10 protein-coding genes, 1 pseudogene and 2 riboswitches are annotated in these 14397 nt (G+C 72.8%); of the genes and pseudogenes, 7 read left to right on the top strand and 4 right to left on the bottom strand.

The window, feature by feature from the left end; genetic code table 11:
• Positions 1 to 96 precede the first annotated feature (96 nt).
• The 3 genes from gcvP to gcvT are packed head-to-tail and all read right to left on the bottom strand — an operon-like array spanning position 97 to position 4489.
• Positions 97 to 2949 (bottom strand): aminomethyl-transferring glycine dehydrogenase, encoded by a 2853-nt coding sequence (gcvP, locus tag FHX68_RS04820; protein ID WP_373288707.1) that lies wholly within the window; start codon positions 2947 to 2949, stop codon positions 97 to 99.
• A 53-nt stretch (positions 2950 to 3002) separates the two neighbouring features.
• Entirely contained in the window at positions 3003 to 3383 is a 381-nt protein-coding gene (gene gcvH, locus FHX68_RS04825; RefSeq protein WP_141380371.1) for a glycine cleavage system protein GcvH, read from the bottom strand.
• A complete protein-coding gene (gcvT, locus tag FHX68_RS04830) occupies positions 3380 to 4489 on the bottom strand; it encodes a glycine cleavage system aminomethyltransferase GcvT (protein WP_141380370.1) in 1110 nt (369 codons plus the stop codon). Before gcvT ends, gcvH begins: the two co-directional genes overlap by 4 nt.
• Positions 4490 to 4540: 51 nt before the next feature.
• A riboswitch (glycine riboswitch) is annotated at positions 4541 to 4654 on the bottom strand.
• Between the two features lies 1 nt (position 4655).
• A riboswitch (glycine riboswitch) is annotated at positions 4656 to 4764 on the bottom strand.
• 170 nt (positions 4765 to 4934) lie between these two features.
• Here gcvT and FHX68_RS04835 point away from each other — a divergent pair.
• The 7 genes and pseudogenes from FHX68_RS04835 to FHX68_RS04865 all read left to right on the top strand — a co-directional run bounded on the left by FHX68_RS04835 (position 4935) and on the right by FHX68_RS04865 (position 12243).
• Positions 4935 to 5636, top strand: a complete 702-nt coding sequence (locus tag FHX68_RS04835) for an NUDIX hydrolase (protein WP_174799116.1) — start codon at positions 4935 to 4937, stop codon at positions 5634 to 5636.
• Positions 5637 to 5659: 23 nt separating this feature from the next.
• Entirely contained in the window at positions 5660 to 6967 is a 1308-nt protein-coding gene (nadA, locus tag FHX68_RS04840) for a quinolinate synthase NadA (RefSeq protein ID WP_141380369.1), read from the top strand.
• Between the two features lie 62 nt (positions 6968 to 7029).
• A pseudogene (gene nadB, locus FHX68_RS04845) lies at positions 7030 to 8553 on the top strand (L-aspartate oxidase); the annotation flags it as partial.
• 359 nt (positions 8554 to 8912) lie between these two features.
• The gene (gene nadC, locus FHX68_RS04850) at positions 8913 to 9782 is read left to right on the top strand and encodes a carboxylating nicotinate-nucleotide diphosphorylase (RefSeq protein ID WP_141380367.1); all 870 of its coding nucleotides are present in this window, start codon (positions 8913 to 8915) and stop codon (positions 9780 to 9782) included.
• A 5-nt stretch (positions 9783 to 9787) separates the two neighbouring features.
• Complete coding sequence (locus tag FHX68_RS04855) at positions 9788 to 10996, top strand: cysteine desulfurase family protein (protein WP_141380366.1); 1209 nt, start codon at positions 9788 to 9790, stop codon at positions 10994 to 10996.
• Positions 10997 to 11058: 62 nt separating this feature from the next.
• Positions 11059 to 11994: a glycosyltransferase family 2 protein gene (locus tag FHX68_RS04860; RefSeq protein ID WP_141380392.1), complete on the top strand. Its 936-nt coding sequence runs from the start codon at positions 11059 to 11061 to the stop codon at positions 11992 to 11994.
• 42 nt (positions 11995 to 12036) lie between these two features.
• Positions 12037 to 12243, top strand: coding sequence for a hypothetical protein (locus FHX68_RS04865; RefSeq protein ID WP_141380365.1), 207 nt, complete (start codon positions 12037 to 12039; stop codon positions 12241 to 12243).
• Between the two features lie 75 nt (positions 12244 to 12318).
• On the opposite strand, the gene FHX68_RS04870 is transcribed toward FHX68_RS04865, so the two are convergent.
• Positions 12319 to 14346: an ABC transporter ATP-binding protein gene (locus tag FHX68_RS04870; protein WP_141380391.1), complete on the bottom strand. Its 2028-nt coding sequence runs from the start codon at positions 14344 to 14346 to the stop codon at positions 12319 to 12321.
• Positions 14347 to 14397: the final 51 nt, after the last annotated feature.

Below are 14397 nucleotides of genomic sequence, written 5' to 3' on the forward strand. Positions count from 1 at the left end.
TACGCCGGTTTCCGGACGTTCCGAGAAGGCATGCAACGCGCCCCACGGAGCCGCGCGAGCCGCGCTGCATGCCTTCTCGCGAAGAGGGCGCGGGCGCTAGGCGAAGGCCTCCACGGGCGGGCAGGCGCACACGAGGTTGCGGTCGCCGTAGGCGTTGTCGATGCGGCGGACGGGCGGCCAGTACTTCGTGCGCACCAGCGTGTGCACGGGGTACACCGCGAGCTCTCGCGAGTACGGGTGCTCCCACGAGCCCTCGATCACCGACGCGGCGGTGTGCGGGGCGTTCACGAGGGGGTTGTCGGATGCCGGCCACTCCCCCGCCTGCACGCGCGCCGCCTCGGCGCGGATCGCGATCATCGCCTCGATGAAGCGCTCGATCTCGCCGAGATCCTCCGACTCGGTCGGCTCGACCATGAGCGTGCCCGCGACGGGGAACGACATCGTCGGCGCGTGGAACCCGTAGTCGATCAGGCGCTTGGCCACATCGTCGACGGTGACTCCGGTCTCCTCTTTGAGCGGGCGCAGGTCGAGGATGCACTCGTGCGCGACGAGCCCACCCTCCCCGGCGTAGAGCACGGGATAGTGCTCACCGAGGCGCGCGGCGATGTAGTTCGCCGACAGCACCGCGGCACCGGTCGCCTCTCGGAGGCCCGCGGCCCCCATCATCCGGATGTACGCCCACGAGATCGGCAGAATGGATGCCGAGCCGTAGGGCGCCGCCGAGATCGGACCCCCGTCGAAGACGAAGCCGCCCGCGTGCTCGGCCCGCTGCGCGAGCGGGTGCGAGGGCAGGTAGGGGGCGAGGTGCGCCTTCGCCGCGACCGGGCCGACGCCCGGTCCGCCGCCGCCGTGCGGGATCGCGAACGTCTTGTGCAGGTTCAGGTGCGACACGTCGCCGCCGAAGTCGCCGAAGCGGGCGAACCCGACGAGCGCGTTCATGTTGGCGCCGTCGACGTAGACCTGGCCGCCGGCCTCGTGCACGGCCGCGCACAGGTCGACGACGTCCTGCTCGTAGACGCCGTGCGTCGACGGGTAGGTGATCATGAGCGCCGCGAGCGTGTCGGCGTGGGCCGCGATCTTGGCGCGCAGGTCGCCGAGGTCGACGTTCCCCGCCTCGTCGCAGGCCACGACGACGACGCGCATTCCCGCGAGCACGGCCGACGCCGCATTCGTGCCGTGCGCCGACGACGGGATGAGGCACACATCGCGCTGCACCTCGCCGCGGTCGTGGTGGTATCCGCGGATCGCGAGGAGGCCGGCGAGCTCTCCCTGCGAACCGGCGTTCGGCTGCAGCGAGACCGCGTCGTACCCGGTGATCTCCGCGAGCCACGACTCAAGCTGTTCGATGAGCACGAGGTAGCCCGCGACGTCCTCCGCCGGTGCGAACGGGTGCACCCGGGAGAACTCCGGCCACGACACGGCCGCCATCTCGGTCGCCGCGTTGAGCTTCATCGTGCACGAGCCGAGCGGGATCATGCCGCGATCGAGCGCGTAGTCGCGGTCGGCGAGCTGCTTCAGGTAGCGCATGATCGCCGTCTCGGAGTGGTGCACGTGGAAGACGGGGTGCGTCAGGAACTCGTCCTCGCGGCGCAGCGACTCGGGCAGAGAGGCCGGCACCGGACCGATGACGAACCCGAAGGCGCGCTGCTCCGGGCCGCCGAACACCTGGGCGAGGGCGTGGAGTTCGGCGACCGTCGTGGTCTCGTCCACCGAGATGCCCACCGAGTCGGTGTCGCGGAACCACAGCTGGAACCCGCGCTCGCGCGCCGCCTCGACGATCTCGCCCGCGCGTCCGGGCACCGACACGACGATCGTGTCGAAGAAGTCCTCGTGGAGCACCTCGCTCCCGGCATCCACGATCCAGTCGCGCAGCGTCAGGGCCTTGGCGGCGACCTCCGCGGCGATCGCGCGCAGCCCGTTCGGCCCGTGGTAGACGGCGTACATGGATGCCATGACGGCGAGCAGCACCTGGGCGGTGCAGATGTTCGACGTGGCCTTCTCGCGCCGGATGTGCTGTTCGCGGGTCTGCAGCGACAGACGGTACGCGGGCGCGCCCGAGGCATCCATCGACACACCGACGAGGCGCCCGGGCAGCTGCCGCTCGAGTCCCGCGCGCACCGCCATGTATCCCGCGTGCGGGCCGCCGAAGCCCATCGGCACGCCGAAGCGCTGCGTCGTGCCGACCGCGATGTCGGCGCCGAGCGACCCGGGCGAGCGCAGCAGGGTGAGCGCGAGGAGGTCGGCCGCGACGACCGCGAGACCGCCCTGGGCCTGCACGGCGGCGATGACCTCCGACGGGTCCCAGACCCTGCCGCTGGCGCCCGGGTACTGGATGAACGCGCCGAAGACGTCCATGTCGGCGGGAGGCGGCGACAGGTCGTACGGGGTCTCGTGCAGCTCGATGCCGAGCGCCGCGGCCCGGTGCGCGAGCAGCGCCTTGGTCTGCGGCAGCGCGTCGGCGTCGACGAGGAACACGTTCGAGGCCGACTTCGAGGCGCGGCGCGCGACGAGCATCCCCTCGACCACCGCGGTCGACTCGTCGAGCATCGACGCGTTCGCCGTCGCGAGCCCCGTGAGGTCGGTCACCATCGTCTGGAAGTTGATGAGCGCCTCGAGCCGGCCCTGCGAGATCTCCGGCTGGTAGGGCGTGTACGCGGTGTACCACGACGGGTTCTCGAAGACGTTCCGCGCGATCACCGAGGGGGTCAGCGTGTCGTAATAGCCGAGCCCGATCATCGATCGTGCGGGGCGGTTCATCGCGGCGAGCGAGCGCAGCTCGGCGAGAGCCTCGGCCTCGGTCGCGGCCGGCGGGATCACCGACGCGGCGGTGCCGGCGGCAGGCTCGGCCGTGCCGTCATCGGACGCGACACCCGGCTCGCGCAGAATGGATGCCGGGACCGCGCGCTCGACCAGTTCGGCGACCGTCTCGTAGCCGAGCGCGGCGAGCATCTGCGCCTGGGCGCCGGCGTCGGTGCCGATGTGACGGTCGGTGAACGGCGTGCTCACGCCTCGCCGCCCGTGAGCGCGACGTAGGCGGCGCGGTCCATCAGCGCCTCGACGGCGGCCGGGTCGACGCGGATCTTCACGAGCCACGCGTCGAACGCGTTGCCGTTGACCGACGCGGGGTCGGCCACGACGTCATCGTTGATCTCGACGACCTCGCCGCTGAGCGGCGCGTAGAGCTCGCCGACCGACTTGGTCGACTCGATCTCACCGCAGACGTCGCCGGCGGTGACCGCCGAGCCGACCGAGGGCAGGTCGACGAAGACGACGTCGCCGAGCTTGTCGGCGGCGTAGTCGGTGATGCCGACGGTCGCGACATCACCCGACAGGGCGACCCACTCGTGCTCGTCGGTGTACTTGAGGGCGGTCAGATCGGTCATGCGTTCCTCCGGTAAAAGGGCAGGGCGGCGACGGCGGCGGGGATGCGGGTCCCCCGCACGTCGATGAACAGGGCGGTGCCGGGCTCGGCGAGATCCGGCGTCACGAAGGCCATGGCGACGGGATGCCCGAGCGTCGGGCTCAGCGCACCGCTGGTGATCTCGCCGACGGGCTCGCCGCCCTCTGCCGCGGAGTAGACCGCATACCCGGCGCGGCCGGCGCGGCGGCCCTCGGCGGCGAGGCCCACGAGGACGGGCAGGTCGCTCGGCGCGGCGGCGAGGGCATCCTTGCCGATGAAGGAGTCTTTGTCGGATGCCACGACCCGGCCGAGCCCCGCCTGTGCGGGGAGGATGGCGTCGCTCAGTTCGTGTCCGTGGAGCGGCATGCCCGCCTCGAGACGCAGCGTGTCGCGAGCGGCGAGGCCTGCCGGGACGAGCCCGAGCGGTTTACCGGCGGCGAGGAGCGCGTCCCAGAGCGCGGGCGCCGCGGCGTTCGGCACGAGCAGCTCGAACCCGTCCTCCCCCGTGTAGCCGGTGCGCGCGACGAAGAGGTCGGCGCCGGCGAACGTGCCGGCCGCCCACGCGTAATAGCCGAGCTCGGCCAGGGCGGGGGTCACGCCGTCGATCCCCGCCGTCGCCTCGACGATCTCGCGGGCGCGCGGGCCCTGCACGGCGATCAGGGAGACGTCGTCGGAGATGTCCGCGATCTCCGCATCGCCGAGATAGCGGTCGAGGGCCGCGGCGACGAGCGCGCGGTTGCCGGCGTTGGAGATCACGAGGAAGTGCTCGTCGCCGCGGCGGTAGACGATGACGTCGTCGACGACACCCCCGGCATCCGAGAGCAGCAGCGAGTACTTCGCCTTCCCGATCTTCATCGTCGAGATGCGCCCGGCGAGAGCGTCGTCGAGCACCGCCGCCGCGCCCGGGCCGGCCAGGGTGAACTCGGCCATGTGCGAGATGTCGAACAGTCCCGCGGCGTTGCGTACCGCGTGGTGCTCGGCGAGATCGGAGGTGTAGCGCACCGGCATCGACCAGCCGCCGAAGTCGGTGAACGAGGCGCCGAGGGCGGCATGCCGGTCGTGCAGGGCGGTGGTGCGAAGGTCTGACACGAGTTCTCCCGGGTGGCGGGCTGGCACATGCCGGAATCGGCATGTGTGAACTCCCCCTCTGTCATGGGCCTGAGAGTTTCACCGCGGGAGGGCGTGAGAGGCCGTGTCCGGGGTTTTCACCGTCGGCGGACGCCGCGTCGCGCGCGACATCGCTTTCCAGAGTGGCCGGACGCGTGCGGTACGCGGACCTGAGAGATTGGCGGGGAGGCTTGCTCCTTCGGTGCTCGGCATCGCCTCGAAGGACGAGGATGCCGGGGCTCTCCCGCGCGCGTCATGCGGCCGATGTTCTGTTGTGCGCCCAGCATAGCCGGTGCGGGTGTTCTGTCACCGCCCGCGCGCGATCGGGTGCGTCGCGCGGGCGGGAGCTCAGCGGGCGGCCGTCGCGTCGATCGTTTGCGTTCAGGTGCGGATGACTCTAACATCGGACCACCGAGTTAGAGTCACTATGACCACAACCACCTCCACGTCACCCGCCACCGCCCACGCCGACATCCGCGTCGCCGTGTCGACGGTGATCTTCAGCCTGCGCCGCGAGCCGGGCCGGGAGCGACCGAGCGTCGTCATCCCCCTCGTCCGCCGCACGCGCGCACCGCACGAAGGTCAATGGGCCCTCCCCGGCGGCTGGCTCGGAGCCGACGAGGATCTCGAGATGGCGGCGTCGCGCACGCTCCGCGAGACGACGGGGCTCGCGCCGAGCTTCCTCGAGCAGCTCTACGCGTTCGGCGCGGTCGACCGCTCCCCCACCCGCGCCGTCTCGATCGTCTACTGGGCGCTCGTGCGCGAAGACGTGTCCGCACGCCCCGCACCCGAGAACGTCGCCTGGTTCGACGCGACGTCGCTGCCCGCGCTCGCCTTCGACCACAACCAGATCGTCGAGTACGCGCTGTGGCGCCTACGCAACAAGGTCGGCTACAGCCGCATCGCGCACGGTCTGCTGCCGGAGCTGTTCACCCTCGCCGACCTCCGCGAGGTCTACGAGGCGATCCTCGACCGCCGCCTCGACCCGGCGAACTTCCGCCGACAGGTCGACACGTCCGGCACCCTCATCCCCACCGATGGATTCCGCACCGGCAGCCACCGCCCGGCGCGGCTGTACCGCTACGACCACGACGTGGAACTCGCCGAGCGCGGACCGCTCCCCGAGTGATCGCCCTCCCGAAAGGCATCGACATGACCCTCCTGCAGATCCACCCGCGTCAGCCGGACGCGAGCGTCGACCACGGCATCCAGGCGATCGTGGCGGGCATCTCGACCACTGAGACGTGCAACACCGACCTCGCCGCCGGACCCTGGGACTTCGACGCGCGCCCCGGCTACGGTCCGGGCTCGTCGATGGGCGACGTGATCCCGACCGGCGCGCCCCGGCAGGGCGAGCTGCCCGCGGAGTACCGCGAGGCATCCGAGACGGAGCTCCACGCCCGCATCACCGCGGCGAAGACGACGCTCGGCGACCGCGTGGTCGTGCTCGGGCACTTCTACCAGCGCGAAGAGGTGGTGACCCACGCCGACTACGTGGGCGACTCGTTCCAGCTCGCGAACGCCGCGCTCACTCAGCCGCAGGCCGAGGCGATCGTCTTCTGCGGCGTGCACTTCATGGCCGAGACCGCCGACCTGCTCTCCCGGCCCGACCAGGCGGTGATCCTGCCGAACCTCGCCGCCGGCTGCTCGATGGCCGACATGGCCTCGATCGACGAGGTCGAGGACTGCTGGGAGCAGCTCGCCGAGATCTACGGGCCGCTGGATGCCGCGGATGCGGACGGCCTCGTGCCGGTCATCCCGGTCACCTACATGAACTCGTCGGCGGCGATCAAGGGCTTCGTGGGCCGGCACGGCGGCATCGTCTGCACCTCGTCGAACGCCCGCGCGGTGCTCGAGTGGGCGTTCGCGCGCGGGCGCAGGGTGCTGTTCTTCCCCGACCAGCACCTCGGTCGCAACACCGCGAAGGCCATGGGGGTGCCGCTCGAGCAGATGCCGATGTGGAACCCGCGCCGCCCCCTCGGCGGCTCCGCCGAGGCCGACCTCGGCGATGCCCGGGTCATCCTCTGGCACGGGTTCTGCTCGGTGCACCGACGCTTCACGGTCGACCAGATCGCGACGGCGCGCGCGGAGCACCCCGGCGTGCGGGTGATCGTGCACCCCGAGTGCCCGATGGCGGTCGTGGATGCCGCGGACGAGGCCGGTTCGACGGACTACATCCGGAAGGCCATCGCCGCCGCGACCGAACCGACGACGTTCGCGATCGGCACCGAGATCAACCTCGTGCAGCGCCTCGCCGCACAGTATCCGCAGCACGAGATCTTCTGCCTCGACCCCGTCGTCTGTCCCTGCTCGACGATGTACCGCATCCACCCCGGCTACCTCGCCTGGGTGCTCGAGGAGCTCGTCGCGGGGCGGGTCGTCAACCGCATCACGGTGCCGGGCGACGTCGCCGACCCCGCGCGCGTCGCGCTCGATCGCATGCTGGCGGCGAAGCCGTGAGCGGCTTCTCCGGTGGGGCGCCGGCTGGTGCCGGCGACCGGGCCGCCGACGGCGCCGCGGTCGTGGTCGTCGGCTCGGGCATCGCCGGACTGACGGCGGCGCTGCACGCCGTGGCATCCGGATGCCGCGTCACCCTCGTGACGAAAGACGCGCTCGAGCAGGCGAACACCCGCTTCGCGCAGGGCGGGATCGCCGGCGTGATGTTCGACGACGACAGCGCGGCGGCGCACCTGCGCGACACCCTCGTCGCCGGCGCGGGGCTGTCCGACCCCGAGGCGGCGCGCGTGCTGGTCGACGAGGGCCCGGCGCGCATTCGCGAGCTGATCGCGTGGGGCGTCGCGTTCGACCGCGAGCCCGCCGGCGGGTTCGTGAAGGGCCTCGAGGCGGCCCACTCCTACCCGCGGGTGCTGCACGCCGGCGGGGATGCCACGGGGAGCGCGATCGAGCGGGCGCTCGTCGCGCGCGTGCGGGCCGCCGCGGTGCGGATCGTCGAGCCGGCGTTCCTGCGCGACCTCGTCGTCGAGGCAGGTCGCATCGTCGGGGTCGATCTGCTCGTGGGCGACGGGTCGGCGCCGGTGCGCGAGCGGATCGCGGCCGACGCGGTGATCCTCGCGACCGGCGGGGCTGGGCAGCTCTACGCGCACACGACGAACCCGCCCGTGGCGACCGGCGACGGCATCGCCGCGGCCCTCCGCGCGGGCGCCGCGGTGGTCGATCTGGAGTTCGTCCAGTTCCACCCGACGGTGCTTCCAGGGAGCGCGGCGGAGGCGCCGTTCCTCGTGTCGGAGGCGGTCCGTGGCGAGGGCGCGGTTCTCCGCGACGAGCAGGGGCGCCGGTTCATGCTCGAGGTGCACCCCGATGCGGAGCTCGCCCCGCGCGATGTCGTGGCGCGGACGATCGCCGAGGTGATGGCGGCGCAGGACGGCCGGCCCGTGCTGCTCGACGCGACCGGGCTCCGCCCCACGCGCAAGCAGACGACCGCGTTCCTCGCGGCGCGCTTTCCGACGATCGATGCGGCGGTGCGGGAGCGCGGCGACGACTGGGCGCGCGAGCCGACCGCGGTGACGCCCGCGGCGCACTACCTGATGGGCGGGGTGACGACCGACCTGTCCGGACGCACGAGCGTGCCGGACCTCTACGCCGTGGGCGAGGTCGCCCGCACGGGCGTGCACGGCGCCAACCGGCTCGCGTCGAACTCGCTGCTCGAGGGCGCCGTGTTCGGCGCGCGCGCCGGCGACGCGGTGGCCGCCGACGTCCGCTCGGGAGCGTGGCCGGACCCCGCGGGCTTCGCCCGGGGCGCCGCCGCTCCCCCGCCGCCGGCCGAATCGGGTGCCGTGGGGGTCCCGTTCAGCCGGGCCGCCCTGCAGGAGCTGATGTGGCGCGACGCCGGACTCGTGCGCGATGCGCCCGGGCTCGCGCACGCGGCATCCGTCATCGCCGGCTGGCGCGGGCGGGCTCTCGCGACGCCGGTCACCGAGGCCGACCACGAGGACGCGAACCTGCTGCAGGTGGCCGCCGCCCTCGTCGCGGCCGCGCTCGCCCGCCCCGAATCGGTCGGCGCGCACACGCGGCGCGACGCGCCGGCGGGACGTATGCAGGAGATCCGCACCGGAACCGCCGATCTCGGCCCCGAAACCTCCCCATCAGGGTCAGTTCTCCGGCAATCGTCACACGGCCCCGCCCGAGATGACGCCGCAGCGCCTCCCGCCGCCGAGCTGGTGCCGGCGGCGCCCGAGCCGCTGGTGGCGGCGCCCGAGCCGCTGGTGGCGGCGCCCGAACCGGCCGGGCGCGACGCGCCGGCGGGAGGTATGCAGGAGATTCCCGCCGGAACCGCCGATTTCGGCCCCGAAACCGCCCCTCCGGAGTCAGTTCTCCTGCAATCGTCACGCGACCCCGACGCAGCGACGCCTGATCGGGTTCGGGGCGACCGGGCGGAGGTCACGGCATGCTGACGCGGAGCCACATCGAGGCCGTCGTGCGCGCCACGCTCGACGAAGATGCCCCGTGGGGCGACCTCACGAGCGAGACCCTGATCCCCGCGGATGCGACGGCGACGGCCGACCTGCGGGCGCGGGAGGACGGCGTCTTCAGCGGCGGGGAGGTGTTCGCCGCCGCGTTCGCCCTGACCGATCCGCGCATCGAGGTCGATCTGCTGCGCCGCGACGGCGACGCGTTCGGCGCCGGCGACGTGCTCGCCCGGGTCACCGGTCCCGCCCGCGGCGTGCTCACGGCGGAGCGGATCGGGCTGAACTTCGCGCAGCGCATGTCGGGCATCGCGACCCTGACCGCCGCGTACGTCGCCGCCGTCGCGCATACGACCGCGCGCATCGTCGACACCCGCAAGACGACGCCGGGGCTCCGACGGTTCGAGCGGCACGCGGTGCGCAGCGGCGGCGGCCGGAATCACCGCTTCAGCCTCTCCGACGCGGTGATGGCCAAGGACAACCACCTCGCCGTGCTCACCGCCCGGCACGGGTCGGTGACCGAGGCGCTCCGCGCCGCGCGCGCGGCGCTCCCGCACACCGCCCACCTCGAGGTCGAGATCGACCGCCTCGACCAGCTCGACGCCGTGCTCGCCGCCGGCACGGGCCCCGCGGGCGTCGGCACGATCATGCTCGACAACTTCAGCATCGACGACCTCCGCACCGGCGTCGCCCGCATCGGCGGGCGGACGATCGTGGAGGCATCCGGCGGCGTCGCGCTCGACACCGTCGCCGCGATCGCGGAAACCGGCGTCGACGTCATCTCGGTCGGCGCGCTCACGCACTCCGCCCGCGCGCTCGACCTCGGGCTCGACGCGCGCGTCGAAGGCTGACGCCGGTGCTCTACCTCGACCACGCCGCCACTACGCCGGTGCGCCCCGAGGTGCTCGAGGCGATGCTCCCCTACCTCACGGACCGGTTCGGCAACCCCTCCAGCCATCACACGGTCGGCGAGGCCGCCGCCTCCGCCCTCGCCGACGCGCGAGCGCGGGTGGCGGACGTGCTCGGCGTGCGGGCGTCCGACGTCGTGTTCACCTCGGGTGGCACCGAGGCCGACAACCTCGCGATCAAGGGTCTCGCGATCGGGGCGCTGCTCCGCCGCCGCGATCCGCGCCGCGCGCTCGGCACGCCCAGCGCGCTGAACACATCCAGCGCGGCCGGCATGGCCGAACCGCCGGTGCACGTGATCACGACCGCGATCGAGCACGAGGCGGTCCTCGCCTCGTGCGACTACCTCGAGCGCGTGCACGGCATGGCCGTGACACGACTGGCGGTGGATGCCACGGGCACCGTGTCACCGGACAATCTCGCCGCGGCGATCCGCCCCGAGACGGCGGTCGTGAGCATCGGCTACGCCAACAACGAGGTCGGCACGGTGCAGGACGTGGCGGCACTGTCGGCGGTCACCGCCGCCGCGCGCGTGCCGCTGCACCTCGACGCGGTGCAGGCGGCGGGCTGGCTGCCGCTGCGCGGCACCGGCGCCGACGCTCTCTCGATCGCGGGCCACAAGCTCGGCGCGCCCGCCGGGATCGGCGTGCTCGCGGTGGGGTCGCGGCTCCCCCTCGAACCGGTGCTCCACGGCGGCGGTCAGGAACGCGACCGCCGCAGCGGCACCGAGAACGTCGCCGGCGCCGTCGGCCTCGCCGTGGCGCTCGAGCGTGCCGAGGCCGAGCGCGCCGAGGCATCCGCCCGGGTCGGCGCGCTCCGCGACCGGTTCGCCCGGCGGGTGCTCTCGCTCGTGCCGACCGCCCGGCTCACCGGGCATCCGACCCGACGCCTGCCCGGCACGGCGAGCTTCACTTTCGCGGGCACGAGCGGCGAGGCCGTGCTGCTCGAACTCGAGCGGCGCGGGGTCGTCACCTCGAGCGGCTCGGCGTGCGCGGCGGGCAGCGACGAGCCCTCGCACGTGCTGCTCGCGTGCGGGATCGATCCCGCCACGGCGCAGACCGCCGTGCGCTTCACCTTCGCGCACGGGCACACCGCCGACCTCGATCCGGTCGCGGACGCGGTCGCGGCGGCCGTCGCGGCGGTACGATCGGGCGCGTGAGCATCGCCGCAGATCCAACTCCGGACGCCCCCGCCGCGCCGGACGCCCTGGTGACCGTGATCATGCCCGGTCGCGACGTCGCCGACTACGTCGCCGAGGCCCTCTCCTCGCTCCGCGCACAGACCCTCACCCGCTGGCGGGCGATCCTCGTCGACGACGCATCGCGCGACGCGACGGCCGAGCTGTTCGCGCGCGCCGCCGCATCCGACCCGCGGTTCCGGCTTGTGCGTCTGGAGCGCCCGCGCGGACTCGGCGCGGCGCGCAACGTCGGGCTCGACCTCGTCGAGACGCCGTACGTCGCGTTCCTCGACGCCGACGACGTCATGACCCCGACCGCGCTCGAGCGTCTGGTCGCGACCCTCTCGGCCTCCGGCAGCGACGTCGCCGTCGGCGCGTACGTGCGGCTGCGGCCGGACGTCGACGGCGGGTACGTCACGGGCGAGGTGCAGCCGTGGGTGCGCGCCGCGACCGACCCGGAGCGCCGCGGCACGACCCTCGCCGAGCATCCGGAGATCTCGGGGAACGTCGTCGCCTGGTCGAAGCTCAGCCGCGTGGAGCTGTGGCGCCGGAACGCCCTCCGCTTCCCCGAGGGCGCCCTCTACGAGGACCAGGTCGTCGCGCAGCTGCTCTACGTGCACGCGCGCGCGATCGATGTCATCCCCGACGTCGTCGTGCACTGGCGCGAGCGCGCCGACGGCTCCTCGCTCACCCAGCGCAAGGCGGCCGTCGCCGTGCTCAGCGACTACCTCACGGGCATGCGCGACGGCATCGCGATCCTCGACAGCGCGGGCCACCGCGCGGCGGCGCGCGCCCGCGTGCGCCTGATCCTCGAGATGGACACGCCGCCGCTCGTGCGCATCGCCGAGGGGCACCCGGATGCCACGTACCGCCGACTCCTCGGGGAGTTCGTGCGCGAGCTCACCGCACGCGCCGACCTCGAGGCGCTCGAGCTCGATCCGCAGACGGCGGCGCTGCGCTCGGCCGCCGTGCTGTGGTGACCCGCTCCCGCGGGGTCGCCCGTTGCGGCTAGGGTGAACGGCATGACCGGCACCCCCGAGAACCTCCCCGAGACGCCCGACGGCCCCGACCTGGGCGCGCTGCGCGACGAGATCGACGAGCTGAAGAAGACGCCCACAGAGGAGCTCATCAGCCCCGTTCCGACCGCCGTCGAAGAGAACGAGCCCACGCCGGTACCGACCGACGCCATCGGCTCGGCCGACGAGGACGACGCGAAGCCCGCGCACTGACCACGGCCGCGCGCACCGACCCAAAGCCGCGCACTGACCGCGACCCCGCTCGCTGACGGACGGCCCCGCCGCGCCTCACTCCACGAACTGCCAGGCCGGTTCCGGGGCGCTCTGCGCGGGCGGATCGGCCAGCAGTCGTGCCGCATCGGCGCCCGCCGCACCGTCAGGTGCCTTGTCGGCCCGGCGCTCAGGCAGCGCGGCGCGGCCCGGCGCCGCGGCATCCATCCCGGCGATCGTCGCGGCGGCCATCTGCTCCGCCGCGAGCTCGGCGTAGAGACCGCCGCGGGCGAGCAGCTCGGCGTGCGTGCCCGACTCGACGATCCGACCGGCGTCGACGACGTGGATGACATCGGCGCCGACCACCGTCGACAGCCGGTGTGCGATCGACAGGGTGGTGCGCCCGGATGAGGCCGCCTCGAGCGCCTCCTGCACGACCCGCTCCGAGACGGTATCGAGCGCGCTCGTCGCCTCATCGAGCAGCAGCACCGGTGGGTCCTTCAGCAGCACCCGGGCGATCGCGATGCGCTGCTTCTCGCCGCCGGACAGGCGGTAGCCGCGCTCGCCGACGATGGTGTCGTAGCCGCCCTCGAAGCTCTCGATGATGTGGTGGATGTTGGCGGCACGGCACGCGGCCTCGATCTCGGCGTCGGTCGCGTCAGGCTTCGCGTAGCGCAGGTTCTCGCGGATCGTCGCGTGGAAGAGGTAGGTCTCCTGCGTGACGATGCCGATGTGGTCGATGATCGACTCCTGCGTGAGGCCGCGCACGTCCGCCCCGGAGAAGAGCACCTCCCCCGCGCTCGCCTCGTAGAACCGCGGCGCGAGGTAGAGCACCGTGGTCTTGCCGGCGCCCGACGGCCCGACGAAGGCCACATGCTGACCGTGCTCGGCGACGAACGAGACACCGCCGAGGGTCGGGCGGGTGTCCGGCGCCGCGTCGGGGTAGCGGAACACCACGTCGCGGAACTCGATCCGGCCGACCGGCCCGGGCGCGTCTGCGACCGTGATCGCGCCGGGCGCGTCCTGGATGGCGGGCACGAGGTCGAGGTACTCGAAGATGCGCGCGAACAGCGCGCGGGAGGTCTGCAGGTCGAGCGCGACCCGCATGAGGCCCATGAGCGGCTGCAGCAGCCGCGCCTGCACCGTCGTGAACGCGACGACGGTGCCGGCCGTGATCGTCGCGCCGCCCGCGCTGCCCGTCAGCAGATAGCCTGCGACGAGGTAGATCACCGCGGGGACGGATGCCATGAGCACCTGCACGACCGCCAAGAACCCCTGCCCGCTCATCGCCCGCTGCACCTGCAGGCGCACCTGGTTGGCGTTCTCCTCGCGGTAGCGCGTCGACTCGGTGCGCTGGCGGTTGAACGACTTCGACAGCAGGATGCCCGACACGGACAGTGTCTCCTGCGTGATCGTCGTGAGCTCCGACAGTGATTCCTGCGTCTGCCCGGCGATCCGGGCGCGCACCTGACCGACGCGCCGCTGCACGAAGATCAGGATCGGCATGAGGAAGACGGCGATGAGGGTGAGGCGCCAGTCGATCAGGATCATCGCGACGAGCGCCGAGATCACGGTCACGACGTTGCCGAGGATGCTCGTGACGGTATTCGTGAGCACTCCCGACACGCCGCCGACGTCGTTCTGCAGACGCGACTGGATCACGCCTGTCTTCGTGCGCGTAAAGAACCCCAGCTCCATCGCCTGCAGATGGTCGAACAGGCGCACCCGCAGGTCGCCGGTGACCGCGTTGCCGACCGTCGAGGTGAGCCAGGTCTGCGCGATGCCGAGTGCCGCGGAGAGGAGGAACAGCCCGATCATCGCCGCGACCAGACGCCACAGCAGCGCGATGTCGACCCCGGAGCCGTCGGTGGGGAAGAGCGCCTGGTCGAAGATCTGCTGCACGATCAGCGGCGGGATGACCCCGATCGCGGCACCGGCGATCACCAGCAGCGCAGTCAGGAGCAGCCGTCCGCGGTAGGGGCGGAACATCTCCCGCACCCGCGCGCCCAGGTTCGGGATCTTCGGCGCCTGCGCGTTGAGTTTGCGCTGCGCCTCCGCATCCACCCCGCGGAAACCGCCTCCGCGGCCGCCCGGACCGCCCGCCATGCTCATCCGGCAACTTTAGCCAGCGGCGGGGACACCGGGGCGGATGCCGGG

This window comes from Microbacterium lacticum, from assembly GCF_006716815.1.
In the GTDB taxonomy this organism is placed as follows: Bacteria; Actinomycetota; Actinomycetes; order Actinomycetales; family Microbacteriaceae; genus Microbacterium; species Microbacterium lacticum.

What these genes read in the sequence shown, in the direction of transcription:
- FHX68_RS04870 (WP_141380391.1), bottom strand. Translation starts at nt 14,346, where the DNA reads ATGGCGGGCGGTCCGGGCGGCCGCGGAGGCGGTTTCCGCGGGGTGGAT.
- gcvP (WP_373288707.1), bottom strand. Translation starts at nt 2,949, where the DNA reads ATGCTCGCCGCGCTCGGCTACGAGACGGTCGCCGAACTGGTCGAGCGC.
- FHX68_RS04860 (WP_141380392.1), top strand. Translation starts at nt 11,059, where the DNA reads ATGCCCGGTCGCGACGTCGCCGACTACGTCGCCGAGGCCCTCTCCTCG.
- FHX68_RS04835 (WP_174799116.1), top strand. Translation starts at nt 4,935, where the DNA reads ATGACCACAACCACCTCCACGTCACCCGCCACCGCCCACGCCGACATC.
- nadC (WP_141380367.1), top strand. Translation starts at nt 8,913, where the DNA reads ATGCTGACGCGGAGCCACATCGAGGCCGTCGTGCGCGCCACGCTCGAC.
- gcvH (WP_141380371.1), bottom strand. Translation starts at nt 3,383, where the DNA reads ATGACCGATCTGACCGCCCTCAAGTACACCGACGAGCACGAGTGGGTC.
- nadA (WP_141380369.1), top strand. Translation starts at nt 5,660, where the DNA reads ATGACCCTCCTGCAGATCCACCCGCGTCAGCCGGACGCGAGCGTCGAC.
- FHX68_RS04865 (WP_141380365.1), top strand. Translation starts at nt 12,037, where the DNA reads ATGACCGGCACCCCCGAGAACCTCCCCGAGACGCCCGACGGCCCCGAC.